Source organism: Streptomyces sp. NPDC043867, assembly GCF_056435845.1.
Map to the genome: position 1 here is coordinate 216,114 of NZ_JBWKDS010000005.1, position 24,224 is coordinate 240,337.

25 protein-coding genes are annotated in these 24,224 nt (G+C 71.8%); 13 read left to right on the forward strand and 12 right to left on the reverse strand.

Translation table 11 applies throughout. The features are described from left to right. Nucleotides 1–52 precede the first annotated feature (52 nt). A complete protein-coding gene (locus AC069T_RS07425; protein WP_478781807.1) occupies nucleotides 53–748 on the forward strand; it encodes a DUF899 domain-containing protein in 696 nt (231 codons plus the stop codon). Between the two features lie 227 nt (nucleotides 749–975). Then, the gene (locus AC069T_RS07430) at nucleotides 976–1,149 is read left to right on the forward strand and encodes a hypothetical protein (protein WP_355785619.1); all 174 of its coding nucleotides are present in this window, start codon (nucleotides 976–978) and stop codon (nucleotides 1,147–1,149) included. 22 nt (nucleotides 1,150–1,171) lie between these two features. On the opposite strand, the gene AC069T_RS07435 is transcribed toward AC069T_RS07430, so the two are convergent. The 3 genes from AC069T_RS07435 to AC069T_RS07445 form a co-directional block, all read right to left on the reverse strand. Further along, complete coding sequence (locus AC069T_RS07435) at nucleotides 1,172–3,280, reverse strand: ABC transporter ATP-binding protein (protein WP_478781808.1); 2,109 nt, start codon at nucleotides 3,278–3,280, stop codon at nucleotides 1,172–1,174. A gap of 197 nt (nucleotides 3,281–3,477) precedes the next feature. Continuing rightward, nucleotides 3,478–3,924: a hypothetical protein gene (locus tag AC069T_RS07440; protein WP_478781809.1), complete on the reverse strand. Its 447-nt coding sequence runs from the start codon at nucleotides 3,922–3,924 to the stop codon at nucleotides 3,478–3,480. Continuing rightward, complete coding sequence (locus AC069T_RS07445) at nucleotides 3,915–4,649, reverse strand: ATP-binding protein (RefSeq protein ID WP_478781810.1); 735 nt, start codon at nucleotides 4,647–4,649, stop codon at nucleotides 3,915–3,917. The genes AC069T_RS07440 and AC069T_RS07445 overlap by 10 nt, the downstream gene beginning before the upstream one ends. 320 nt (nucleotides 4,650–4,969) lie before the next feature. Here AC069T_RS07445 and AC069T_RS07450 point away from each other — a divergent pair, with 320 nt between their 5' ends. Beyond that, nucleotides 4,970–5,830 (forward strand): helix-turn-helix domain-containing protein, encoded by an 861-nt coding sequence (locus AC069T_RS07450; RefSeq protein WP_478781811.1) that lies wholly within the window; start codon nucleotides 4,970–4,972, stop codon nucleotides 5,828–5,830. Further along, the gene (locus AC069T_RS07455) at nucleotides 5,831–6,094 is read left to right on the forward strand and encodes a DUF397 domain-containing protein (RefSeq protein WP_355785629.1); all 264 of its coding nucleotides are present in this window, start codon (nucleotides 5,831–5,833) and stop codon (nucleotides 6,092–6,094) included. It abuts the gene before it with no gap. 77 nt (nucleotides 6,095–6,171) lie between these two features. On the opposite strand, the gene pdxR is transcribed toward AC069T_RS07455, so the two are convergent. Next, nucleotides 6,172–7,596 carry a MocR-like pyridoxine biosynthesis transcription factor PdxR gene (gene pdxR, locus AC069T_RS07460; protein ID WP_478781812.1) on the reverse strand — a complete coding sequence of 475 codons (1,425 nt, stop codon included), beginning with the start codon at nucleotides 7,594–7,596 and terminating at the stop codon, nucleotides 6,172–6,174. Between the two features lie 41 nt (nucleotides 7,597–7,637). On the opposite strand from pdxR, the gene AC069T_RS07465 reads away from it, so the two are divergent. Next, entirely contained in the window at nucleotides 7,638–8,225 is a 588-nt protein-coding gene (locus tag AC069T_RS07465; RefSeq protein WP_478781813.1) for a carboxymuconolactone decarboxylase family protein, read from the forward strand. 127 nt (nucleotides 8,226–8,352) lie between these two features. On the opposite strand, the gene AC069T_RS07470 is transcribed toward AC069T_RS07465, so the two are convergent. Further along, a complete protein-coding gene (locus tag AC069T_RS07470) occupies nucleotides 8,353–9,840 on the reverse strand; it encodes a glutamate synthase subunit beta (protein ID WP_478781814.1) in 1,488 nt (495 codons plus the stop codon). A 192-nt stretch (nucleotides 9,841–10,032) separates the two neighbouring features. Continuing rightward, nucleotides 10,033–10,512, reverse strand: a complete 480-nt coding sequence (locus tag AC069T_RS07475) for an anthrone oxygenase family protein (RefSeq protein ID WP_478781815.1) — start codon at nucleotides 10,510–10,512, stop codon at nucleotides 10,033–10,035. Between the two features lie 225 nt (nucleotides 10,513–10,737). Here AC069T_RS07475 and AC069T_RS07480 point away from each other — a divergent pair, with 225 nt between their 5' ends. The 3 genes from AC069T_RS07480 (at nucleotide 10,738) to AC069T_RS07490 (ending at nucleotide 12,450) form a co-directional block, all read left to right on the forward strand. Continuing rightward, nucleotides 10,738–11,379 carry a nucleoside/nucleotide kinase family protein gene (locus tag AC069T_RS07480; protein ID WP_478781816.1) on the forward strand — a complete coding sequence of 214 codons (642 nt, stop codon included), beginning with the start codon at nucleotides 10,738–10,740 and terminating at the stop codon, nucleotides 11,377–11,379. A gap of 59 nt (nucleotides 11,380–11,438) precedes the next feature. Next, nucleotides 11,439–11,852: a PPOX class F420-dependent oxidoreductase gene (locus tag AC069T_RS07485; protein WP_388789799.1), complete on the forward strand. Its 414-nt coding sequence runs from the start codon at nucleotides 11,439–11,441 to the stop codon at nucleotides 11,850–11,852. Nucleotides 11,853–12,021: 169 nt separating this feature from the next. Beyond that, the gene (locus AC069T_RS07490) at nucleotides 12,022–12,450 is read left to right on the forward strand and encodes a CBS domain-containing protein (RefSeq protein WP_478781817.1); all 429 of its coding nucleotides are present in this window, start codon (nucleotides 12,022–12,024) and stop codon (nucleotides 12,448–12,450) included. Nucleotides 12,451–12,640: 190 nt separating this feature from the next. Here the strand turns inward: AC069T_RS07490 and AC069T_RS07495 are convergent, their stop codons facing one another. Beyond that, entirely contained in the window at nucleotides 12,641–13,768 is a 1,128-nt protein-coding gene (locus AC069T_RS07495) for a magnesium and cobalt transport protein CorA (protein ID WP_478781818.1), read from the reverse strand. Nucleotides 13,769–14,115: 347 nt separating this feature from the next. Here AC069T_RS07495 and AC069T_RS07500 point away from each other — a divergent pair, with 347 nt between their 5' ends. Then, on the forward strand, nucleotides 14,116–14,910 hold the full coding sequence (locus AC069T_RS07500; RefSeq protein ID WP_478781819.1) for a class I SAM-dependent methyltransferase: 795 nt from the start codon (nucleotides 14,116–14,118) through the stop codon (nucleotides 14,908–14,910). Between the two features lie 21 nt (nucleotides 14,911–14,931). Here the strand turns inward: AC069T_RS07500 and AC069T_RS07505 are convergent, their stop codons facing one another. Further along, the gene (locus AC069T_RS07505; protein WP_478781866.1) at nucleotides 14,932–15,822 is read right to left on the reverse strand and encodes a carbohydrate kinase family protein; all 891 of its coding nucleotides are present in this window, start codon (nucleotides 15,820–15,822) and stop codon (nucleotides 14,932–14,934) included. A gap of 77 nt (nucleotides 15,823–15,899) precedes the next feature. Further along, nucleotides 15,900–16,805 (reverse strand): pseudouridine-5'-phosphate glycosidase, encoded by a 906-nt coding sequence (locus AC069T_RS07510; protein ID WP_478781820.1) that lies wholly within the window; start codon nucleotides 16,803–16,805, stop codon nucleotides 15,900–15,902. A gap of 99 nt (nucleotides 16,806–16,904) precedes the next feature. On the opposite strand from AC069T_RS07510, the gene AC069T_RS07515 reads away from it, so the two are divergent. Together AC069T_RS07515 and AC069T_RS07520 are read left to right on the forward strand one after the other, a co-directional pair. After that, a complete protein-coding gene (locus tag AC069T_RS07515; RefSeq protein ID WP_478781821.1) occupies nucleotides 16,905–17,333 on the forward strand; it encodes a VOC family protein in 429 nt (142 codons plus the stop codon). Between the two features lie 175 nt (nucleotides 17,334–17,508). Then, on the forward strand, nucleotides 17,509–17,871 hold the full coding sequence (locus AC069T_RS07520) for a cupin domain-containing protein (protein ID WP_478781822.1): 363 nt from the start codon (nucleotides 17,509–17,511) through the stop codon (nucleotides 17,869–17,871). Between the two features lie 125 nt (nucleotides 17,872–17,996). Here the strand turns inward: AC069T_RS07520 and AC069T_RS07525 are convergent, their stop codons facing one another. The 3 genes from AC069T_RS07525 to AC069T_RS07535 all read right to left on the reverse strand — a co-directional run bounded on the left by AC069T_RS07525 (nucleotide 17,997) and on the right by AC069T_RS07535 (nucleotide 20,894). Then, nucleotides 17,997–19,277 carry an MFS transporter gene (locus AC069T_RS07525; RefSeq protein ID WP_478781823.1) on the reverse strand — a complete coding sequence of 427 codons (1,281 nt, stop codon included), beginning with the start codon at nucleotides 19,275–19,277 and terminating at the stop codon, nucleotides 17,997–17,999. A gap of 94 nt (nucleotides 19,278–19,371) precedes the next feature. After that, a complete protein-coding gene (locus AC069T_RS07530; RefSeq protein WP_478781824.1) occupies nucleotides 19,372–19,926 on the reverse strand; it encodes a methylated-DNA--[protein]-cysteine S-methyltransferase in 555 nt (184 codons plus the stop codon). A 92-nt stretch (nucleotides 19,927–20,018) separates the two neighbouring features. Then, nucleotides 20,019–20,894 carry a glycerophosphodiester phosphodiesterase gene (locus AC069T_RS07535; protein WP_478781825.1) on the reverse strand — a complete coding sequence of 292 codons (876 nt, stop codon included), beginning with the start codon at nucleotides 20,892–20,894 and terminating at the stop codon, nucleotides 20,019–20,021. 280 nt (nucleotides 20,895–21,174) lie between these two features. Here AC069T_RS07535 and AC069T_RS07540 point away from each other — a divergent pair, with 280 nt between their 5' ends. Together AC069T_RS07540 and uvrB are read left to right on the forward strand one after the other, a co-directional pair. Then, nucleotides 21,175–22,038, forward strand: coding sequence for an MHYT domain-containing protein (locus tag AC069T_RS07540; RefSeq protein ID WP_478781826.1), 864 nt, complete (start codon nucleotides 21,175–21,177; stop codon nucleotides 22,036–22,038). Nucleotides 22,039–22,078: 40 nt separating this feature from the next. After that, nucleotides 22,079–24,205 (forward strand): excinuclease ABC subunit UvrB, encoded by a 2,127-nt coding sequence (gene uvrB, locus AC069T_RS07545; protein ID WP_478781827.1) that lies wholly within the window; start codon nucleotides 22,079–22,081, stop codon nucleotides 24,203–24,205. Nucleotides 24,206–24,224 lie beyond the last annotated feature (19 nt).

A 24,224-nucleotide genomic window follows, 5' to 3' on the forward strand; every position in this document is an offset into this window, starting at 1 on the left:
ACCGTTCCAGGTCCTCCGCAGGCAGCGGGGATCTTGTCGGCAGGAGGGGCACATGACGCTTCCGGAGATCGTCTCGCGCGAGGAGTGGCGCATTGCGCGCGAGGAACTGCTCGTCAGGGAGAAGGCCGCCACACACGCGCGTGACGCGCTCAACGCCGAACGGCGCAGACTGCCGATGGTCGAGATCGACAAGGAGTACGTGTTCGAGGGCGGTGACGGCAAGGCGACTCTGCTGGATCTCTTCGAGGGACGGCACCAACTCGTCGTCTACCACTTCATGTTCGCGCCGGAGTGGGAGGCGGGCTGCCGGAGCTGCTCGGCGTTCCTCGACCAGATCGGCCATCCGGCCCACCTGCGGGCCCGCGGTACCGCGTTCGCCGCCGTGTCCCGGGCGCCGTACACGAAGATCCTGCCCTTCAAGGCCCGGATGGGCTGGACGGTGCCCTGGTACTCGGCCCGCGACACGGACTTCAACCAGGACTTCCAGGTGTCCTTCGAGGGCGAGGGCGACAGCGAGCCCTTCGAGCGGCCGGGGATGAGCTGCTTCCTGCGCGACCGCGACCAGGTCTTCCACACGTACTCGACGTACGAGCGGGGCCTCGACGGGCTGGGCTCGACGACTTCGCTGCTGGACCTCACCGCTCTGGGCCGCCAGGAGGAATGGGAGGAGCCGCGGGGCAGGGCGTCGCTCCTGGGCGCGCCCGCGGGCAGCGAGCGGATCCGGTACCACGACGAGTACGAGGACTGACCGTAACGACGGCGTGACCGGCGTGACCGGCGTGACCGGCGAGCCCGGAGCGGCAGTAAGGGATCGGAAACAGTATCCGATACGACAGAGTGTGCTACGGAGGGTGAGAATCCGTACCCCGAGACGGTGAACACGTGTCGACTGCGTATCAGTACCGTCACGTCGCGAGCCGTTCACCCCATGGTTGGCGTTTAACTCTACGAGTCGGCGCGACATGGAGGTGCAGGGTGAACGGGCGAATGGTGCTGGAGCGCTTCCCCGCCGGTGGACCGCGCGGGTCGTGGCCGGCGGAGGAGTTCGCGCAGGCGTGCCGTCTGCAGGGTCAGGCCGCGGAAGTCGTCATGGACCTCTCCACCGACGCGTTCCTGGTGATCGTGCGCGGCGCGGACGGCGTCGAGTGAGCCGGGGCACGACGGGGTGACGTCACCCGGCGTCCCGGGTGGGCACCTTCACGTCGGCGGCGGGTGCGCCCGCGTCCTGGACGGGCACCTTCGCGTCGGTGTCCCGTTCGGACACCTTCGCCTCGGCGTCCCGCTCGGGCGCCTTCGTGTCGGCGGTGGGTGCGTCGGCGTGCTGGAGGGGATCTCTCGCGTGCGCGTCCCTGGTCGGCAGCGCGGCCGTGAACTGCTCCGCCTGGAGCCCGTACAGCTCCGCGTAGACACCGCCCCTGGCCAGCAGCTCCTCGGGGCTGCCGGACTCCACGAGACGGCCCTGCGCCAGCACGTGCACCAGATCGGCGTGGCGTACCGACGCCAGCCGGTGCGTGATCAGGACGACCGTCTGGCCGGTACCCGCCAGGGCGCGGATCTTCTCGAAGACCTCCAGCTCGGCCCGCGCGTCGAGCGCCGCCGTCGGCTCGTCCACGATCAGGATCCGCCCCCGCCGGTACGCCGCACGCGCGATCCCCAGCCGCTGCCACTGGCCGCCCGACAGCTCGTGGCCGCCGCTGAAGCCGCGCGCGAGGAGGGTGTCGAGGCCGCGCGGCAGATCCGCCACGACGTCCTGCGCCCCGGCCTCGGCGACCGATGAGGCCAGCCGTTCGTCGGTGAGCGGCGCCGAGGCACGGCCGACCGCCACATTGACGCGGGCCGTGAACGGCCACCGCTTGAAGTCCTGCGCCACCATCGCGATGCGCTCGGCGAGCCCGCGCCGGTCCGCGGCCGCCGCGTCCACGCCGTCCCACAGGATTCTCCCGTGATCGGGCGTGTACAGCCCGGCGAGCAGCTTGACCAGGGTCGTCTTCCCCGAACCGTTCTCACCGACGAGCGCCACGATCCTGCCCAGCGGCAGCGTGAGGCTCACGTCGTCCAGGGCGGGCCGGGCCGCCTTGCCCGGATAGGTGAAGGTGACGTTCTCGAAGCGGATCTCGCGCGGATCCTCCGGCAACGGGTCGCCGCCCTCGGGAATCGCGCGCTGCGCCGCCTCGACGTACAGGCGTTGCAGGTCACCCACGAACAGGGCGTCCTCGTGAAGGGAGTTGACCTCCAGCACGAGGGTGTCGAGGCTCGCCGAGCCGGTGCGGATCGCGATGACCGCCGTACCGGCCACGGAGAGCGCCATCGTGCCGCCCAGCAGCAGCCCGCCGAGGGTCGCGTACGTCGCCGCCGTGGCGAGGCCCGTCCAGGCCGCCGCGATCAGGCCCGTACGCGCGGCCAGGCGGGCCAGCCGGGCCTGTTCCGCCTCCGCGGTCTCGGACATGGAGCGGAAGTGGCGCAGCAGGAAGGGCCCGACTCCGTGCACGCGGATCTCCGGTGCCGCGGCCGGCTCGGTGAGCAGGTTGCCGATGAGCCGTCCGGCCCGGGCGTGCTGCACCCAGGCGTGGAACGACTCGTACCGGCGCCGGGCGATCGTCAGGGCGCTCCACGCGCTCGGCAGCGTCATCAGGACGAGGAGCGGCAGCAGCGCGGGATGCAGCACCGTGAGCACGCCCGCTGCGGCGACGAGCGAGATCATCGCGTTCACGACCTGCGTGGAGATGGAGATCATGCGCCGGGCGGACGAGGCGCCGTACTGGGCGGTGTCCAGTAGCTTGTGGAACGCGTCGTCCTCGATCGCGGAGAGCTCCACGGCCGCCGCCCGCTCCAGGTACAGCTCCGTCGCCACCCGTTCGACCTTCGGCTCCAGCCGGCCGGTGGCGTACGTCGAGGCGGCCCGCAGCAGGGCGGCGAGCAGCATGACCCCGGCGACCGTGACCAGCGCCGGGACAGCGCCGCGCAGCCGGTCCTCGACCGGTCCGCTCGTCATCAGCCGGCCCAGCACGCTGTTGACCGCCAGCAGGCCCACCGCCTGCGCCGCACCGCGGGCGATCTCGGCGCTCAGCACGATCCGGGCGGCGCGGCGGTCCGCCTGCCAGGCCAGCCGGAAGCTGGACGAGAGCAGCGCGGGAAGCCGCGTCACCATGGCGCGGAAGCTCAGTTCCAGGAAGGCGTCCGAGTGCTGCGACCAGCCCATGTCGTAGCGCAGCGGGCCGCCGAAGAGCAGGCGTTCCGAGTCGGACGGCGACGGATCGGTGTCGTCGCGTTTCTTTCCCACCGGTGACCTCCCCCGAGTGTGCACGCACGGTGCCCTCCCCAGGAATGGAGGCCTCCACCCGTACCGGCGGCGGGGATCGCGGCGGACCGAAGCACTTCGGACACCGGGGTTCACGCCGTCGGCGCCCGCCGGTGCTTCCGCGCGGGGGTGCGCCGCGAGACGGTGACGGAGCGGAGGGGGGGCGCGGCAGGCGGCCCTCAGGCACCGACGGAGTGCGACCAGGCCGGCGGGGTGCCCATGACCCGGCACACGGCCAGGTACAGCGGGATCGGCGGAGTGTACGGAACCGTACTCTCCGGTTTGTGTATGAGCCCGGGAATGGAGGGTGCCTCCGGTACGACCGCCCCCGTGGCGTACCGGGCGGGCGCGGGCCAGTCCAGGGCGACGTCCGAGTCGGAGGGGACGATCCACCACCACTGGGCCGCGTCCGCGTACACGCAGCCGACGCGCGGCAGACGGGACAGCAGGACCGGGCCGAAGTGCGCGGGTACCGCCACCGCGTCGCAGCCGAGCGGCTCCGTCATGCCGTCGGGTATGGGGAGTCTTCTGGGTGCCCCCGGCGAGCGCTGTTCCCGCTTGAGGCGGACCAGCGTCTCCAAGGTCAGAACAGGGGCCGTCCCGGTCGACGTCGCCCTCACACCCATTCGGCCCCCGTCCCCCAAAACGCCTGTGTCCCGGAACCCCGGCCGTCGGCCGGGGGCTTCTTCGCGCTCCAGCCGAGGTCCGAACGCGCTTGGGTGTCCGGTTCCCGGCCCCCCGAGCGGGCCGGGACTCCGGAGTGCGGCGCCTGCGCGGCGGCCGGCCGGCAGGCGTGCGGCACGGTCGCCGCCCGGGGCGGCTCCGTCGCGTGCGACAGGCTGTCCGCCAGGTGCGGCAGGTCCTCCGTCAGGAGCGGCAGTGCATCAGTCTGGTGCGGCTGGTCGTCCGTCAGGCAGGGCTGGTCCGCCGCGTCGATCGCGAAGAGGTCGTCCGCCGCATCCGCCAGGTCCGTGAGGTCCGCGGTCGGATCCGCGGTGTGCGTGGCGTCCGCCGTGCGGGGCAGCTCCGCCCAGACCAGCAGGCCGGGCCCGTGCTCCTGGGCGCCCCAGGCCCGGCAGACGGCCGCGACGAGCATCAGGCCCCGGCCGTGCTCGTCCTCGGCCCCCTGCGGAGCGGGCCGCGGCTCACCCGGTGCGCACCCCTCGTCGCGTACGGCTATCCGCACCAGATCGTCGCCGTCGTGCAGCTCGCACACGATGCGGCGGCTCGCGGTGTGGACGATCGCGTTGGTGACCAGCTCGGAGACGACGAGGTCCGCCGTGTCGCACGTGTCCGCGCAGACCTCCCAGCCCGACAGCCGGGCATGGGTCAGGCGCCGGGCCTGTCTCACAGAACCCGGGTGTGCGGCCAGCTCGAAGCGGAACCGGCGCTCCGCGGTCGCATCGGGGCGCACCCCTGCTGCGGCACGGAGACCGGTCCGGTCTGCGGCGGCGTCTGTTCCTAACGGCGCGGACGGAGTCACGCTTGCCACTATCGCCCCGCCGTGAACACTTGGCAAGTGTCACTCTGAAAATTGCAGAGTGCCGCATGACTCCGTGAAGGGCCATGGCACACTGCTCGCAACAGCACCTCGAGCGGCGCCAGTTGGAATCCGGGAAAAGGACTCCGAACGGCGCCGCCCGGGCTGTCCGGACTCAGTGGAGGTGGGACGTGAGCGAACCGCGGTCCGCGCCGACGGTCGGCCAGGTCGTTCTCGGCCGGCGACTTCTGGACCTGCGGGAACGCGCGGGGCTGAAGCGTGAGGAGGCCGCGCGCATCCTGCGTGTCGCACCCGCCACGGTCCGCCGTATGGAGATGGCCGAGGTCGGCCTGAAGATTCCGTACCTCCAGCTCCTGCTGAAGTCGTACGGCGTCTGTGACGAGGAGGCCGAGGGCTTCGTCCAGCTGGCCGAGGAGGCCAACAAGCCCGGCTGGTGGCAGCGGTTCCACGACATCCTGCCGGGCTGGTTCTCGATGTACGTCAGCCTGGAGGGCGCGGCGGCGGTGATCCGCTCGTACGAGCCCCACTTCGTGCCCGGGCTGCTGCAGACCGAGGACTACGCCCGGGGCGTCCTGAAGTCGGGCGCCATCGGCCAGACGCAGCCCGACGACATCGAGCGCCATGTCGCGCTGCGCATGCAACGGCAGAATCTGCTCACGCGCAAGGACCCTCCCCGGCTGTGGGCCGTGATGGACGAGACGGCCCTGCGCCGTCCCGTCGGCGGCCCCGAGGTCATGCGCGCCCAGATCGACAAGCTGCTTCAGGCCACGAAGCTGCCCAACGTGACACTGCAGGTCGCCCCCTTCTCGTCGGGGCCGCACCCCGGCACGTACGGGCCCTTCGTGCTGTTCCGCTTCGCCATGCCGGAACTGCCCGACATGGTCTACAGCGAGTACCTGACCGGTGCCGTCTACCTGGACGCGCGCTCCGAGGTGGCGACCCATCTCGAGGTCATGGACCGCATGGCGGCCCAGGCCGCCACGGCGCATCGCACGAAGGAGATCCTGCGGGACCTCCGCAAGGAGTTGTGAATGGAACGCATCAAGCCGCGGATACGCACCGTGCGGATCTACAACGGCATGCCCGCCCGCGAGCTGGGCAGCGAGGGCTGGCACAAGCCGTGGAGCGGCGGCAACGGCGGCAACTGCCTGGAGGCGATGAAGCTCGACGACGGCCGGATCGCCGTCCGTCAGTCCGCGGACCCCGACGGGCCCGCGCTGATCTACACGCCCGGCGAGATGACCGCCTTCATCCAGGGCGCCAAGGCGGGGGAGGCGGACTTCCTGCTGTCCTGAGCGGTCCTGCCCCCCGTCACGCCTTTCCTCGCGGCGCTGAGCCGCCACCCTCCCCGCGACCTGGGCCGGGGTCCCGTTCACCCCGGCGGCAGCAGCCCGCACAGCGCGTCGAGCGCGGCGCCGTACGCGTGCTCCGCGGGGGTCGCGTAGCCCACGACCAGGCCGTCCGGCGCGGACGTCGTCGCCTGCGGATGACGGAATCCTGTGAGCCCCTCGAGGGCGACCCCCTGCCAGGCGGCGGCCTTGAGCACGGAGGCCTCGGTGCCGGACGGCAGCCGCAGGACCGCGTGCAGACCGGCCGCGATCCCGGTGACCTCGACCTGCGGCGCGTGGGTGGCGAGCGCGTCGACGAGCCGGTCGCGACGCCCCCGGTACCGCTGCCGCATCCGCCGCACATGACGGTCGTACGACCCGCAGGCCACGAAGTCCGCCAGCGTCAGCTGGTCCAGAACGCTCACCCACGCCTCCCGCTCGCCCTTGGCCGCGAGCACCCCGTCGACGTACCGCTCCGGAAGGACCATCCATCCCAGCCGCAGCGCGGGGGACAGGCTCTTGCTGACGGAGCCGATGTACACGACGCGCTCCGGGTCCAGTCCCTGCACGGCGCCGACGGGCTTGCGGTCGTAACGGAACTCCCCGTCGTAGTCGTCCTCCAGGACCACCCCTCCACGCGCGCGTGCCCAGTCGATCACCGCGGACCGCCGCGACGGGTGGAGCGGTCCGCCGGTGGGGAACTGGTGCGCGGGCGTGAGGAGTACGGCCCGCTCCCGGCCCAACCGGCCGACCCGGGCGCCGTCTTCGTCCAGGGGCAGCGGCACGGTGCGTACCGACGCGCCGCTCAGCAGCTCGCGATGGAACCCGAGGCCGTACGACTCCACCGCCAGCGGTCCCCGCAGCACCGCGTCCGGGCCCGTGAACAGCAGCCGCAGCGCGTGCGCGAAGCCCGAGCAGACCACGATCCGTCCCGGGTCGGCGCGCACCCCCCGCGCGCGTGCCAGGTAGGCGGCGAGGGCGGCGCGCAGTTCGACGCGGCCGGCCGGATCGCCGGGCCCGAAGACCTCGCTCGGCGCCTGCTGGAGCGCCCGCCGGTACGACGCGAGCCAGGCGGCGCGCGGGAACGACGACGCGTCCGGCGTGCCCTGCCGCAGATCGTGCCGGGGGCCACGCGCGCGTGGAGGCGCCTTCTTCGGTACGCGCGTGCCGGTGCCCAGCGGTTCGGCGCGCTCGGCGACCCGGGTGCCGGAACCCTGGCGGGCGGTGAGCCAGCCCTCGGCGACCAGTTCGGCGTACGCGTCGGCGACCGTGTTGCGGGCCACGCCGAGGTCGGCGGCGAGCGAGCGGTACGGCGGCAGGCGGGTGCCCGGCACCAGCCGGCCCGAGCGGACGGCCTCGCGCAGCGCACGGGTCAGCGCCGCCCGACGGCCGCCCGCCGCCGCCCCGGACATCTCCAGATGCAGATCCGCACCGATCCGCTCCGCCGAATTGACCCAGGATTCCACCACGGGAATGCACCCTACAGCGGGTCTTTCGGGCCCGTAGATTCATGGTCATGACGACGAACGAGATGCACACGACGACGGTCACGGCGAACACGGACTCGACGACGACGACGGCGCCGGCGGTGGCGGACGGGACCACGCCTGCGGCGGACGCCGCGGGCACCCCGGCGGCCGGGAGCGGCTCCACCCGCCTCGACTTCGCGAAGGCCGCCCCGAAGGTCTTCCGGGCCCTGATCGGTTTCGACGCGGCGGCCCGTGAGGGACTCGACCCGGCCCTCGTCGAACTCGTCCAGATCCGGGCCTCGCACCTCAATCGCTGCGCCTACTGCCTCCACATGCACACCAACGACGCGCGCAAGGCGGGCGAGAGCGAGGACCGCCTGCACATGGTCCCGGTGTGGCGCGAGGCCCGTCACTTCTTCACCCCGAAGGAGCGCGCGGCCCTGGCGCTCACCGAGGCGGTCACCCTGGTCGCCGGCTCGGGGGTCCCCGACGACGTCTACGCGGAGGCCGCCGCTCACTTCGACGACCAGGAACTGGCCCACGTCCTCGCCCTGATCTTCACGATCAACACCTGGAACCGGGTCGCCCTGTCGACGGCGAAGCCGGCCGGTACGGACACCCGCGGCTGAGCACGCACGCGCGCCGCTGCCCGCCCCCGGAACCCGCGGCCGTCCGGGCCGGGCCGGGTACCGGCGGGCGGGCTGCGGCAGCCGGTCGGGTGGCAGAGGGGCCGCCGGTCGCGCGGCGCTGGGCCGGCTACGCCGTCATCGGGCGGTCGTACGGTCCGATCGGCGCCGGCAGCCGCGAGTGGCCGGTCAGGTGGCGGTCCACGGCGGCCGCCGCCGCCCGGCCCTCGGCGATGGCCCAGACGACGAGGGACTGCCCGCGGGCGGCGTCGCCGGCGACGTACACACCGGGCACGTTGGTCGCGAAGTCCGCGTCGCGGTCGATCGTGCCGCGGGGGCCCACCGCGAGACCGAGCCGGTCGATCAGGCCGTCATGGGGGTCCGGTCCGGAGAAGCCGAGAGCGAGCAGGACCAGATCGACGGGCAGGACGCGCTCTGACCCCGGAACCGGGCGGCGCAGCTCGTCCACCTCGACCAGGTGCAGTGCGCGGACATGCCCCCGCGCGTCCCCGGTGAAGCGCAGCGTGGACGCCGCGAAGAGCCGCGCGTCCGCGTCCGCCGCCGGTGACGTCTCCAGGTCGCGGGCCTCCTCGTGCGCGGCGGAGAGCCGGTAGATCTTCGGGTACGTCGGCCACGGCTCGGCGTCCTCGTCGCGAGCCGCGCCCGGCTGGGCGTAGATGTCCAGCTGCGTCACGGACGCGGCGCCCTCGCGCACGGCGGTGCCCAGGCAGTCGGCGCCGGTGTCCCCGCCACCCACGATGACGACGTGCTTCCCCGCCGCGGACAGCGGCGACACCTCCAGATCCCCCTCGCACACCCGGTCGGCGAGCGGCAGATACTCCATCGCCTGGTGGATGCCGGTCAACTCACGGCCCGGTACCGGCAGTTCGCGCCACGCGGTGGCACCCAGGGCGAGTACGACGGCGTCGTAACGCGCCCGCAGCTCCTTGGCGTCGACATCCCGCCCGACCGCCACCGACGTACGGAACCTGGTTCCCTCGGCGCGCATCTGGTCGAGCCGCCGGTCCAGCTGGCGCTTCTCCATCTTGAACGCGGGGATGCCGTACCGCAGCAGGCCGCCGATCCGGTCGGCCCGCTCGTACACGGCGACGGTGTGCCCGGCACGCGTCAGCTGCTGCGCCGCCGCCAGCCCGGCGGGACCCGAGCCGATCACGGCGACCGTGTGACCGGAGAGCCGGTCCGGCGGCCGCGGTGGCGCGAAACCGTCCTGCCAGGCCCGGTCCACGATGGCGACCTCGACGTTCTTGATGGTGACGGCGGGCTGGTTGATCGCGAGCACACATCCCGCCTCGCACGGCGCGGGACACAGCCGGCCCGTGAACTCGGGAAAGTTGTTCGTCGCGTGCAGCCGGTCGCTCGCCGCCCGCCAGTCGTCCCGGGACACCAGGTCGTTCCACTCCGGGATCAGATTGCCCAGGGGGCAGGCGTCGTGACAGAAGGGGATCCCGCAGTCCATGCAGCGGTCGGCCTGCGCGCCGATGATCGGCAGGAGCGCCCCGGGGACGTACACCTCGTCCCAGTCCCGCACCCGCTCCGCGACGGGCCGACGGGGCCATTCCTCGCGCGAAGTGGTGAGAAAACCCCTGGGATCGCCCATGGCCGTCTCCCTCGTGTGCGCGTGACGGAGGGCGTGCTCTTTCGGCCACGATACGGCGTCACCGCACCCGGCGCCGCTCGGCTCCGCCCGCCGGTTTCCGCCGCTCCGGGGGTCGCTGGACAAGGGCTGGGATCGGCGCGGCTGGGGTCGGCCGGGCAGGGGTCGACCGGGCCGGGGTCGGCCGGGTTCGGCTCAGGCGAGGGCGAGCACGTACGACATCGCGGCGGCGGCCGACGCGACCGTACGGACGTGGTTCCACCTCGTCCACTCGCGCACATAGGCGGGCCAGTACGCGGCCGCCTCCGGGGTGCCGGGATCCAGCTTGGCGAGCTTCTCGTTGCGCGGGACGTTGGCGACGGCCGTCACGCCGAACGAGCCGAACAGGTACAGCGCGCTGCCCAGCAGCAACTCCACCGTGCCCTCATCCGGCCACACGACGAAGGTGACCACCGTCAGCACCGCACACAGCACGGCCGTCCCCACGAACACGAGCATGAAGGCCGGAGTCGTCGCTGCCCCGTTGATCGCCTGCATGGCGGCCGCCCCCTGCGTCGCGGGCAGCTTGGCGAGCCCCTTCATCACGAACGTGGAGAACCCGCAGAAGACGCCCGCCACCAGACCGGTGCCGAGCACACCCAGCACCGTCAGCACGAAGTACGGCCCATCGATCATGTCAATTCCCCCGTCCGTCCCGGACCAGATCCTGCCCAACACCCACCGTCACGACAAGTGAAGCCCGCCGCTGTCACCGTGACCATGGCCGAGCTGCGCAGGAGCATGCGCGAACGTCCACGGTCACCGGCGTTCGAGATGCCTCCCGCCGATGCCGCAACCGCCCGGAGGTACTCCGCCCCGGCACCGGCCTCGCCCGTGAGAGCAGGTCGTGAGCGGGGCATCATGGGCCCTGTGCGACTCGAAGCGATCACCTGGGAACGGCTCGGCGACCTGCTCGCCGAGCGCCTCCTCGACCTGAAGCCGGACGACGGCAGTCCCTGGCCGCGCATCGCCTTCGACGGGGCTCCGGCCGCCCGCCCCGGCGACCTCGCACACCGGGTGTCGGAGGCGCTGCGCATCCGCGGCAGGGCCTCGCTGGTCGTCGGAACCGAAGGATTCCTGCGGCCGGCCTCGCTCCGCTTCGAGTACGGGCACCAGGACGCCGACTCCTACTACGACGGCTGGTTCGACACCGGCGCCCTGTGGCGAGAGGTCTTCGGCCGTCTGGAACCCGGCGGCGACGGCCGTGTCCTGCCCGACCTCTGGGACCCGGCGACCGACCGGGCCACCCGCAGTCCCTACGTCCAACTCCCGCCCGGCGGGCTACTGTTGCTGCACGGACCCCTCCTTCTGCACCACTGGTTCCCCTTCGATCTGACCGTCCACGTCCGCCTCTCGCCGGCCGCCCTGCACCGCCGCACTCCCGAGGGCGAACGCTGGAGCCTGCCCGCCTTCGAGCGCTACGAGGCCGAGGCGGACCCGGGTGCCGCGGCCGACGTCCTGGTGCGGGCCGACGATCCGCGCCACCCGGCGTGGAACGGCTGACCGAGATCGCTCGCGCCAAGGGCTTTTATATGCACGTGCATGTAGTTAGTCTGGGTCCCATGACACAGGCTTCCGATCATCCCGTCTCCTTCAGCGACTCCGTCCGGGCTCTCCTCGACGGCAAGAACTTCGCCGCCGTCGCCACCCTCGGCCCCGACGGCGCTCCCCAGAACTCGGTGGTCTGGATCAAACGCGAGGGCGACACCGTGCTCTTCTCGTCCACCGCCCGCCGGCAGAAGGTGCGCAACCTGATGCGCGACGCCCGCATCAGCCTCTCGGTCTTCGACCTCGCCAACCCCTACACCTCCGTCGAGATACGCGGCACCGCCGAGATCCTCCCCGACGAGCGCAAGCGCCTGCCGCACGAGCTCTCGCACAAGTACCTGGGCATCGACCCGCCCGGCGAGAAGGACGACGAGGTCCGCGTGATCATTCGCGTCGTCCCCGAGAAGGTCGTGGGCTTCTCCGCCTGATGCCCGCCGCGGCCGGCCGGCACCAGGCGGACGCCCGCCGCGGCCGGCCGGCCCCGCCGGCCCGCGGTCTCCGGGTGCGTGGCCTACGGAACGCGGAGAGAATGTAGGACGCCGGGACTAGCGGCACCCACCCGCGCCGCGCCGGCCGTCCGGCACCGGGAGGTACCCCATGACCACCGCCGGAGACATCATGCATCGCGGTGCCCAGTGGATCCCCGCACACGAGACGCTGGACCGCGCCGCCCAGCTGATGCGCGAACTCAACGTGGGCGCGCTGCCCATCAGTGACGAGAACGAACGACTGTGCGGCATCCTCACGGACCGCGACATCGTCATCGGCTGCGTGGCCATGGGCCATGACCCGGCCCGGGTCACCGCGGGCGAGATGGCTCAGGGCACGCCGCGCTGGATCGAGGCGGACTCCGACGTCGGCGAGGTGCTCGCGGAGATGCGCGTGCACCAGATCCGCCGTCTTCCCGTCATCGAGAACAAGCGTCTCGTCGGCATGATCAGCGAAGCCGACCTGGCCGAACATCTGACGGACGACCAGCTGGCCTCCTGGGTCGAGGGCGTCTATGCGAGGAGCACGGCTCACTGACGCACGGCTCGCTGACGCGGCCATGAGGAGACGGAGCCCCTCGTCCGGACGCTCACCTGTCCGACAGACCGACAGACCGTCCGACAGTCAGTCCGTCCGCCCGACAGCCCGCTCGTCCGCCCGGCCGGACGGACGGTTTGCCGCGCCGTGCCGTGCCGTGCCGGACGAGGGATGCCGGGCGAGAGGTTTCTCAGAGCCAGCCGTTGCGCCGGAAGCCCCGGTAGAGGGTCAGGCACGCCGTGCTGATCACGCCCAGGACCAAGCCGTAGCCGTACTTCCAGTGCAGCTCAGGCATGTGGTCGAAGTTCATGCCGTACACCCCGCAGACCATCGTCGGCACGGCGATCACCGCGGCCCATGCGGTGATCTTCCGCATGTCCTCGTTCTGCGCGACCGTCACCTGGGCCAGATGCGCCTGCAGGATCGAGTTGAGCAGCTCGTCGAACGCGGCTATCTGCTCGGTGACGCGCAGCAGATGGTCGGAGACGTCCCGGAAGTAGGCCTGTATCTCCGGGTCGACCACCCGCATCGGCCGGGACACCAGCTCGAGAAGGGGGCGGCTCAGGGGGGCCACGGCCCGCTTCAGCTCCAGCAGTTCACGCTTGAGCTGATAGATGCGCCCCGGGTCGGTCCGTGCGCCGTTCTCCGCGAAGACGTCGGTCTCGACCTGGTCGATGTCGGCGTGCACGGCGTCCGTGACGGTCAGGTAGTCGTCGACGACGTGGTCCGCGATCGCGTGCAGCACCGCGGCCGGGCCCTTGGCCAGTTGCCCGGGGTCGGCCTCCAGCTCCTCGCGCAGCGGGCCGAGCGAGCCGTGCCGCCCGTGCCGCACGGTGATCACGAATTCCTGGCCGACGAACACCATGATCTCGCCGGTGTCGACCACCTCGCTGGTCGCCGTCAGCTCCGCGTGCTCGACGTAGCAGACCGTCTTGAAGACCGCGAACAGCGTCTCCCCGTAACGCTCCACCTTCGGGCGCTGATGGGCGTGCACCGCGTCCTCGACCGCCAGTGGATGCAGGTCGAAGAGCTCGGCCACGCCGGCGAACTCCCGGACCGTCGGCTCGTGCAGCCCGACCCAGACGAAACCGTCGCCGTGCCGGCGCACCTCCTTCACGGCATCGACCAGATCGCCGCGCCCGGGGACGCGGACTCCGTCCTTGTACGTCACGCAGTTGACCACGGCGGAGCCCAGCGGGGACCGCGCGGGGTGGCTCAGGTCGACCCGCGGCCGCCGCCGCGCGAGCCGTGCCACTCTGCGGAGGCCCCCGGCCCTGCTGAGGCTCGTGACCTTCCGCAGATTCCCTGCCATGGACATCTGGATCTCCTCGCGTGGATCTCCTTGCGCCGCGATTGCGCCTTTCCGCGGCCAGTCTGCCAGGACGGCCCGGCGGCCGGGAAAGCCTGTGGGAACGGAGCATTCCGCTTCGCTTCGCGGGATGGCCCTCCTGGCTCGCCCGGCCCGCCTTCCGTTTCACGGATCGAGCTCACGCTCCCCTTCGGCCGTCAAGTCCGCCCTCCCCTTCGCCTGCCGGGTCGCGCACTCCGTCTCGGCGGCCGAGGCCGTGGGCTGTCGCGAGCGGCCTGTGTGAGGCGAGGGCCGGGCTCCCGGGCCCGGGTGCGTCAACCGCGCCGGATAAGTCGGGCAAATGGGATGATCTACTCGTGATGCGAACCGACAGATATCTCCTGGACAACCGGCAGGCCGAGGCGGGACAGCGTTTCGACGCCGTCGCCACTCTCTTCGACCCCACGACGTTCCGGCACCTCGAGCGCTTCGGCGTCGGCTCCGGCTGGCGCTGCTGGGAGGTCGGCGCGGGCGGCACCTCCGTGGTCTCGTGGCTGGCCAAGAAGGTCGGCCCGACGGGGCGGGTCCTCGCCACCGACATCGACACCTCATGGGTGTCCCTGGCAGCGCGTCCGCCGGTCGAGGTGCGCGTCCACGACGTGGGCGCGGACGAGCCGCCGGGGGAGGGGTTCGATTTGGTGCACGCCCGGCTCCTCCTGGTCCATGTGGCCGACCGGGAGCGGGCACTGCGGTCGATGATCAGGGCGCTGCGACCCGGGGGGCGGCTCCTCGTCGAGGAGGCCGACCCCGCTCTGCAACCCCTTCTCTGTCTCGACGAGCACGGCCCCGAGCAGCAGTTGGCGAACCGTCTGCGGGGCGGCTTTCGCGACCTCCTCGCCGCACGCGGCGGCGATCTGTCGTACGGCCGCAAGCTCCCGCGCCTGCTGCGCGAGGCCGGGCTGCGCCCCGTGGAGGCCGACGCGTACTTCCCCGTCACCTCGCCCGCCTGCGCGGCGGTGGAACTCGCGACGATCCGGCAGATCCGCGACCAGCTCGTCAGTTCGGGCCTGGCCACGGACCAGGACATCGACCGCCACCTGGCCAACGTCGCCTCCGGCACCATGGACCTGACCACGGCTCCGATGATCTCCGCCTGGGGGCGCAAGGTCTGAGGTGGGCGGACCCGGCGGCGGTCAGGGATCCGACGGTGGTCTCCCGCCGACGCGTTCCACGGCCGCCGCCCCCGCCCTGCATCCCTCCGCCGCCGCATCCCCGGGTTCCGCTCCCGCGAGCAGAGCGGCGAGAAACGCGCCGGTGAACGCGTCGCCCGCGCCGGTCGTGTCCCGTGGCGTGGCGGGCACCGCGGGGACGCGGGCCAGCACCGTGCCGCCGCGGGCGACCAACGCTCCGTCACCTCCCCGCTTCGCGACCACCAGCGGGACGTGGCGGCTCAACTTCGCCGCCGCGTCCGCCGCGTCCGGAAGCCCGGTCAGCAGGTATGCCTCGTCGTGACTAGGCAGCAGCACGTCGACGCCCTCGACGAGCGCGAGGAACCGGTCCGCTCCCAGCTCCGCCAGGAACCCCGCCGACGCCGGATCCACGCTCACCGGCACACCACGCGCGCGTGCCGACGCCACAGCCACCGTCACCAGGGCGCGGCTCGGCTCGGAGAAGAACAGATATCCCGACAGATGAAGGCGGGCGACCCCGTCGAGCAGTGACGGCGACCAGTCACCGGGGTCGATCCGCAGCGCGGCCCCGCTGTCGGTGAGGAAGGTGCGCTCGGCCGCGGCGTCCGTGTCCACCAGGCAGATCACCGTCCCGGTGGGCGCCACGGGATCGACGACGAGGTGGGTGTGTACGCCAGAAGCCGTCAGCTGCCGTTCGTGCCAGGCAACCGCGTCTCTGCCCACGCGTCCGAGCAGGCGGACGTCCGGGCAGCCCGTGTGCGAGGCCCAGCACGCCACGTTGGCCCCCGCGCCGCCCGGAACCGTCCGGACGGCCGCCACCGTGTCGGTGCCCGACGCGAGCGGCCCGCGGTGCCGGGCGACGATGTCCGTGACGATGTCGCCCACGACGAGCAGCCCCCCGCCGGCCGCGTCCGGGGCCCCGCCCCCGCGCGCACCGTCGCCCCGCCCGGGTTCGCCTCGGTCCGTTCCCGTCACGCCCCCGCCCAGGCCGCCGCGATCCGGGCCGCCAGGCGGACATTGCCGCGCACCGCCGCCAGATTGGCGCTCAGGGAGGCGCCGTCGGTGTGGCGGACCAGATGGTCCAGCAGGAACGGAGTGACGGCCTGACCGGTCACCCCTTCGGCCTCGCACGCGTGCAGCGCGTCGGCGAGCACACGCGCGTGGAGCCCGGGATCGAGCTGCTCCTCCTCGGGCACGGGATTCGCGACGACGAGCGCCGACTCCGGCCCGCCGACCGCGTCCTGGGCGCGCATCACGTCGGCCACCTGGCCCGGGGATCCGAGTGTCCACTCCACCGGATGTCCCGAGTCGGACAGATAGAAGCCGGGGAACCGCTCGGTGCGGTACCCCGCCACCGCGACCCCCAGGGTCTCCAGGCGCTGGAGGGTCGCCGGCACGTCCAGGATCGACTTCACCCCCGCGCACACCACCGTGATCCGGGTCCGGGCCAGCAGGCCCAGGTCGGCGGACTCGTCCTGCGTCACCGTCCACTCCCGGTGCACCCCGCCGAGGCCGCCCGTGGCGAACACGCGCACGCCCGCGCGTGCGGCCAGCAGCGCCGTGGCCGACACGGTCGTCGCCCCGCTCGCCCCCGTCGCCACCGCGAGCGGCAGGTCGCGGTGACCCAGCTTCCGGATCCCGTCCTCGTTCGCGACCCGCTCCAACCGGTCCTTGTCCAGGCCGACGCAGGGCTGCCCGTCCAGGACGGCGATCGTCGCGGGGACGGCACCCTCCTGCCGTACGAGGTCCTCCAGCTCCAGGGCCACCTGCAGATTGCGCGGGCGCGGCAGCCCGTGCGCGATGATCGTCGACTCCAGGGCCACCACCGGCCGGCGCGCGTCGAGCGCCTCCCGCACCTCTTCGGACACCACGAGCACGCGCCTGCCTCCTGTCTGTCGGTCCTCCCTCATCCCTGGCGGGCGGCGCGCCCGGCCAAACCCCTTGCGGCCTGCGGGATACGGCACCAGCCTGGGCGCATGACGGACAACACGACACGTCTCGACCACATCGTCCTGTGGGTCGAGGACCCGGTCTCCGCGGCGGACTTCTACGAGAGGGCGGTCGGCCTGGAGCCCCTGCGGGTCGCCGAATTCACGGAGGGAAAGGTCTCCTTTCCCTCCGTACGCCTCAACGGGGAGACCATTTTCGACCTCGCACCCCTGTCGACGGCCGGGCGCATGACCATGCTCCCCGGTGCCGCCGACAGCGCGGGCCATCCCGTGAACCACGTGTGCCTGGCCCTGGGGGAGGGCGATTTCGACGCGCTGCGGGCCCGGCTGGAGGAGCAGTCGGTGCCGGTCTCGGACTTCTCGTACGACGCCTTCGGCGCCCGGGGGGCGGCCGTACGCAGCTTCTACTTCCGCGACCCGGACGGCAACGTCTTCGAGGCGCGGCACTACGCGTAGGCCGCAGCGGCTGCGGAGGGCCGCCCACGCGCGCGGGCGTACTCCCCGGGGCGCCAACCGGCCGTATTCCCGAAGAGAACACCCCTCCGTCACGCCCTGAGGCGTGTTCCGGCGGCCGGGTACGGGAGTCAACCGTGTGCGGTCGCCGGTCAGGCTGCGGCTAGGGTGACCGCCCATGACCACGAAGAACCAGACCGTCCCGTCCTTCGCCGTGCACATCCCCGACGCCGAGCTGGAACCGGAGCCGCTCGACCCGGCCCAGATCGTCTCAGGCGCCCCGGTGGTGACGGGCAAGGTGCTGTGGGAGTCGGCCGACGGCAAGCAACTGCGCGGCATCTGGCAGATGACACCGGGCGTCGCCACCGACACCGAGGCCGATGAACTGTTCGTGGTCGTCAGCGGGCGGGCCACGATCGAGGTCGAGAACGGTGACGTCCTCGAGGTGGGTCCCGGGGACGCGGCGGTCCTGCGGGAGGGCGACCGGACGGTCTGGACGGTCCACGAGACGCTCCGCAAGGCGTACCACGTCAGCCTCTGACCCCCGGCCCGCCCGGCCGCCCGCCTCTCCGCGCTGCCGCCTTCGCCACAGCCTCTCGTGCTCCAGCCTTCGCCGCCCGTCTCTCCGTGCTGGCGTCGCCACCCGGCCCCGCCCCCCGCGGCAGCTCAGCCTCCGGCCGCGACCGTCCGGCGTCCGCGCCGGGTGAAGAGCATCAACGCGGTGAGCGGCAGCAGCAGGCAGGCGGCGAGGAGGTTGAGCCAGCCGTAACTCGCTCGCGCGATCACCAGACCGGCGGTCGCGCCGCCGATACCGGCCGCCGTGTTCATCATCAGGTCGGACAGCCCCTGGGCGGCGGCGCGCGCGGGCTGGGGCACCGAGTCGGTGAGGAGAGCGGAGCCGGACACCACTCCCGCCGACCAGCCCAGCCCCAGCAGGAAGAGCCCGACGGTGATCTGTACATGATTGCCGTCGGCCGTTCCGGCGAGGAGGGCGGCACAGGCCAGCAGGCCCACCGCGAGGCCGATCCCGGAGAGCCGCCCGAGCCGGTCGGACAGTCGCCCCATGAGCGGTGAGAAAGCGTACATACCGGCGATGTGACAGCTGATCACGAACCCGATGAGGTCGATGCCGGCTCCGTGGTGATCGAGGTCGATGGGTGTCATCGCCATGATCGAGACCATCGCCGTGTGGCACACCGCCACCGTCCCGAGCGCCAGCCGCGCCCGCGGTGAGGCGGCGACGGCGGCGACACCGGCCCGCAGGGAACGTGCCTGCGGAGACTGCTCCTCGGCAGGAGCGAGGGCGCGGGCGGTCAGCAGCGGATCGGGCCGCAGCAGCAGGGCCACGAGCAGCGCCGAGACGAGAAAGACCCCGGCCGCCCAGAGGAAGGGGCCGGCGGCTGCGGGGATGCCCAGGCCGGTGACGCTGCGCCCGGCCGGTGCGGCGATGTTGGGGCCCAGTACCGCGCCTACGGTGGTGGCCCACACGACGTTCGAGATGGCCCTGCCACGCCGCTCCGGCTCGGCCAGGTCGGCGGCCGCGAACCGCGCCTGCAGGTTCGCCGACGAGGCGGCGCCGAACAGGGCCATCCCGGCCAGCAGCAGCGGAAAACTGCCGACGGACGCCGCGAGCACTACGACACCGGCCCCGAGGGCGCCGATGAGGTAGGCGAGCACCAGCCCCGGCCGCCGTCCGCGCGCCGTCATCAGCGCGGCCAGCGGCAGGGACAGCACCGCCGTCCCCGCGACGGTCGCCGTGGGAGCCAGTCCCGACAGGGACTCGGTGCCGCTGACCTGCCCGGCCAGCACGACCGCGAGCGCGATGCCGGTGGCGACGCCGAGACCGCCGAGGATCTGACTGGCGATCAGCACCGCGGTCGTACGGCGCCGCAGCGCGGGTATCGCCGCGGCGTCGACGGGCGCGGCGGACCGCTCGACGGCGGTCACCGCGGGCGCCCGGGTTCGGCGGCGGACGTCTCGGCACATCGGAAGAAGCGGTTCACCGGCGCAGCCTCCCAGTTCCCGGCCGTGTGCGCACTCCTCAGAACAGCGGCTCCGGGAGCACTCCCTCCAGCGCCAGCAGTTTCCGCTTGGTCTCCAGGCCCCCTCCGAACCCTCCTATGCCGCCGTCGCTCTCGACGACCCGGTGGCACGGCACGACGACCGGCAGCGGGTTGGAGCCCATGGCGACACCCACCGCCTGGGCCGCGCCCGGCTGGCCGACCCGGCCGGCGAGGTCGCCGTAGCCGACGACCGCCCCGTACGGGACGCCGGCTGCCAGCTCGCGCAGCACCTGGCGGTTGAACCCGGAGATCAGCGACCAGTCGAGGGGCAGCTTGAAGTCGCGGCGCTCACCGGCGAAGTAGGCCCTCACCTGGCTCGCCGCCTCGGCCAGCAGGGGAGAGCCGGGAGCCTCGGCGGGCTCGGCGCCGAGGCGGGACGCGAGTCTCTCCAACGCCTTCTCGCGCACCGCGTCCGTGGCATGGAACACCACGTTCACCAGGCCTTCAGGGGTCGCGGCCAACAGCAGCGGGCCGATGTCCGTACCCACGACGGTCCACACGACCTGCTGCCCGTACTGCCCGTGGCTGTCCATGCGACCACGGTACGGCGCGGCACTGACAACGCCCGGGGCGTGCACGCCGTGCGGCGTCCAGGCCCCGGGCGCAGGGCCCGGGTGGACCCGGTTCAGTAGTCGCGCAGGGCGCGCCGCACCACGTCGGGCCTGTTGGTGATGACGCCGTCGACGTCGTAGCGGGCGACCCGGCGGGCGGTGTCCGCGTCGTCGACGGTCCAGGTGAGGACCTCCAAGGGGTTGCCGTGCGGGCCGCGGAAGGCGTGGACCGCAGCGACGTAGCCGAGGGAGATGCTGGTGTACGAGGAGTTGATCTGGTCGGCGAACCGCGCGTACTCGGGCAGGTCGGCGATCGACGGCGTTCCCAGCAGCGCGGTCTTGACGCCGGGACGCAGGTCGTGGACCGTACGGACGCTGTCCGGGCTGAAGCTCTGGACGATCAGCCTGCTCCTGAGGTGGCCGGGGTCGAGCCAGCCCTCGTTGCTGAGCACCTTGAGCGTCTGCCGTTCGATGCCCGGGTACAGCTCGGGGTTCTTGATCTCCAGGACGAGCTTCTGGTGGTTGCGTGAGACACGGTTCATGTACTGACTGAGCGTCGGTACGCGTGCGCCCGCGTAGCGCGGGGCGAACCAGCTGCCCGCGTCCAGCCGCGAGATCTCCCTCGCGGTGAAGTCCGCCACCTTCCAGGGAGCCCGGCCGGGATAGACCTCCTCGACGTTGGTGGTCCGCGTCAGAGTGGCGTCGTGGAGGACGACGAGTACGCCGTCCTTGGTGCGCTGTACGTCGTTCTCGACCCAGCCGAAGCCCAGGTCGTCCGCCTTGTCGACGGCGGCCAGGGTGTTCTCGGGGGCGTACGCCGAGGCGCCGCGGTGGGCGACGACGACCGGGCCGCCGTCGTGGGCCGCGGCGTGGGCGGAGGAAGTGGGGAGTATGAGAACGGTGCCCCCGAGAAGCGCGGCGGTCGTGGCGGCGGCAACGCGCGCGTGCATACGTACTCCTCGCGTCGAGCGATCACGGTCAGCATCAGACTGACAGCAGAGGGTCAACGGGAGGTGGGTGCGGAATGGCCGCGGATTGAATGGAGTTGCCCAAATCCGTGCACGCGGGCCTCACATGTAGGGCGGGCCCGTGATTCTTTGCCGGAAAATCGTTCGACCATTCCGGTGGGGGTCATACTCTTCGCCTCGGCCCGGTCCGTTCCGATGGACCTGGCGGCGGGCGCTTTTCAGGAACATCCAGGACAGATCAGGGCGGGAAGGGCAACCGCGCATGCAGGGCACGGTCGACGGCTTCAGTTACGGACTCGTCACCCCGCTGGTGGCGTACCTCATGGCCTCACTGGGAGGGGCGCTGGGGCTGCGCTGCACCACCAGATCGATGCTCGTCGCCCGCTCCTGGCGGCCGGGCTGGCTCGCCCTCGGCTCGGCCGCGATCGGCTCCGGCATCTGGACCATGCACTTCATTGCGATGATGGGGTTCTCCGTCGAGGAGAGCCCGGTGCGCTACGACAAGGCGCTGACCTTCGCGAGCCTCGGCGTCGCGATCGTCATGGTCGGCATCGGGATCTTCATCGTCGGCTACCGGGGCGCGACCGGAACGGCGCTCTTCACCGGTGGCACCATCACCGGCCTGGGCGTCGCCTCGATGCACTACCTGGGGATGGCGGGCATGCGCCTCAACGGGAAGCTCGAGTACAACACCTTCACCGTCTCCGCCTCGGTGGTGATCGCGGTGGTGGCCGCCATCGCGGCCCTGTGGGCCGCGGGACAGGTCCGCGGCTTCCTGTGGAGCGTCGGCGCGAGCCTCGTCATGGGGCTCGCCGTCAGCGGTATGCACTACACGGGCATGGCCGCCCTGAGGGTGCACCTGCACGGAGCGGCCAGCACCCCGGCGGGCGACTCGCCCGCCGCCCTGCTCGCGCCGATGATGATCGGCCCGCTGGCCTTCCTCTGCCTGGCCGGCGTCGTCGTGATGTTCGACCCGCTGATGATCATGGGTCGACCCGACTGGACGCCCACCGAGAACAGGCCGGGTGTCCCGGCCCGCGCCGCCGTGCCGTACCCCGGACACCGCCCGCCGTCCCGCTTCGACCGGCGCCCCGGCCACCGCTCCCGCACTCCGCAGAGCTGGTGATCCGACCCCGTTGTCAGTGCGGGGTCGTACGGTTGATGGCATGCGGCCCGTTTCCAAGATCGAACGTTCGGTGGCGCCCTTCGAGGTCGTCAGCCCCTACCAGCCGAGCGGTGACCAGCCGACGGCCATCGCTGAACTCGAGAAGCGCATTCGCGCAGGTGAGAAGGATGTCGTCCTGCTCGGTGCCACCGGCACCGGCAAGTCCGCCACCACGGCGTGGATGATCGAGAAGCTCCAGCGCCCCACGCTCGTGATGGCCCCGAACAAGACCCTGGCCGCCCAGCTGGCCAACGAGTTCCGCGAGCTGCTGCCGAACAACGCCGTGGAGTACTTCGTCTCGTACTACGACTACTACCAGCCCGAGGCGTACGTCCCGCAGTCCGACACCTACATCGAGAAGGACTCCTCGATCAACGAGGAGGTGGAGCGCCTGCGCCACTCCGCGACCAACTCACTGCTCACCCGCCGCGACGTCGTCGTGGTCGCCTCGGTCTCCTGCATCTACGGCCTCGGTACGCCGCAGGAGTACGTGGACCGCATGGTCACGCTCAAGGTCGGCAATGAGATCGACCGCGACGACCTGCTGCGCCGCTTCGTCGACATCCAGTACACGCGCAACGACATGGCCTTCGCCCGGGGCACCTTCCGGGTCCGCGGCGACACCATCGAGATCTTCCCGGTCTACGAGGAGCTGGCCGTCCGCATCGAGATGTTCGGTGACGAGATCGAGGCGCTCTCCACGCTGCACCCGCTCACCGGCGAGGTCATCAGCGATGACGACCAGCTCTACGTGTTCCCCGCCTCCCACTACGTGGCCGGCCCCGAGCGCCTGGAGCGCGCGGTCAACGACATCGAGAAGGAGCTCGGGGAGCGGCTCGCCACCCTGGAGGCACAGGGCAAGCTCCTGGAGGCCCAGCGCCTGCGCATGCGCACGACGTACGACATCGAGATGCTCCGTCAGATCGGCTCCTGCTCCGGCGTCGAGAACTACTCGATGCACTTCGACGGCCGTGAGCCCGGCTCCCCGCCGAACACGCTGCTCGACTACTTCCCGGACGACTTCCTGCTGGTGATCGACGAGTCGCACGTCACGGTGCCGCAGATCGGCGCCATGTACGAGGGGGACGCCTCCCGCAAGCGGACCCTCGTCGACCACGGCTTCCGGCTGCCCTCCGCCCTGGACAACCGTCCCCTGAAGTGGGAGGAGTTCCAGGAGCGCATCGGTCAGGCCGTCTACCTGTCGGCGACGCCTGGCAAGTACGAACTCTCGCGCGGCGACGGCTTCGTCGAGCAGATCATCCGCCCGACCGGGCTAGTCGACCCCGAGGTCGTCATCAAGCCCACCGAGGGCCAGATCGACGACCTGGTGCACGAGATCCGCAAGCGCACCGAGAAGGACGAGCGCGTCCTGGTCACCACCCTCACCAAGAAGATGGCGGAGGACCTCACCGACTACTTCCTCGAGATGGGCATCCAGGTCCGCTACCTGCACAGCGACGTCGACACCCTGCGCCGGGTCGAGCTGCTGCGCGAGCTGCGCGCCGGTGAGTACGACGTGCTCGTCGGTATCAACCTCCTCCGGGAGGGCCTCGACCTGCCCGAGGTCTCCCTGGTGGCGATCCTCGACGCGGACAAGGAGGGCTTCCTGCGCTCCGGCACCTCACTGATCCAGACCATCGGCCGCGCGGCGCGCAACGTCTCCGGTCAGGTCCACATGTACGCCGACAAGATCACCCCGGCGATGGAGAAGGCCATCGACGAGACCAACCGCCGCCGGGAGAAGCAGGTCGCGTACAACAAGGAGCGGGGCATCGACCCGCAGCCCCTCCGCAAGAAGATCAACGACATCGTGGCGCAGATCGCCCGCGAGGACGTCGACACGGAACAGCTGCTCGGCTCGGGCTACCGCAAGACGAAGGACGGCAAGCCTGCCAAGGCCCCGGTCCCCGCGCTCGGCGGCAAGGCCGCCAAGGGCAGGGGGAAGAGCAAGGAGACGGTGCCGACGGACCGTCCCGCGGCCGACCTCGCCGAGCAGATCGAGGACATGACGCAGCGGATGCGCGCCGCCGCCGCCGACCTCCAGTTCGAGATCGCGGCCCGGCTGCGCGACGAGGTGTCCGAGATGAAGAAGGAACTGCGGCAGATGAAGGAAGGGGGCCTGGCCTGACGGCCCGGGGCTCCGGCCG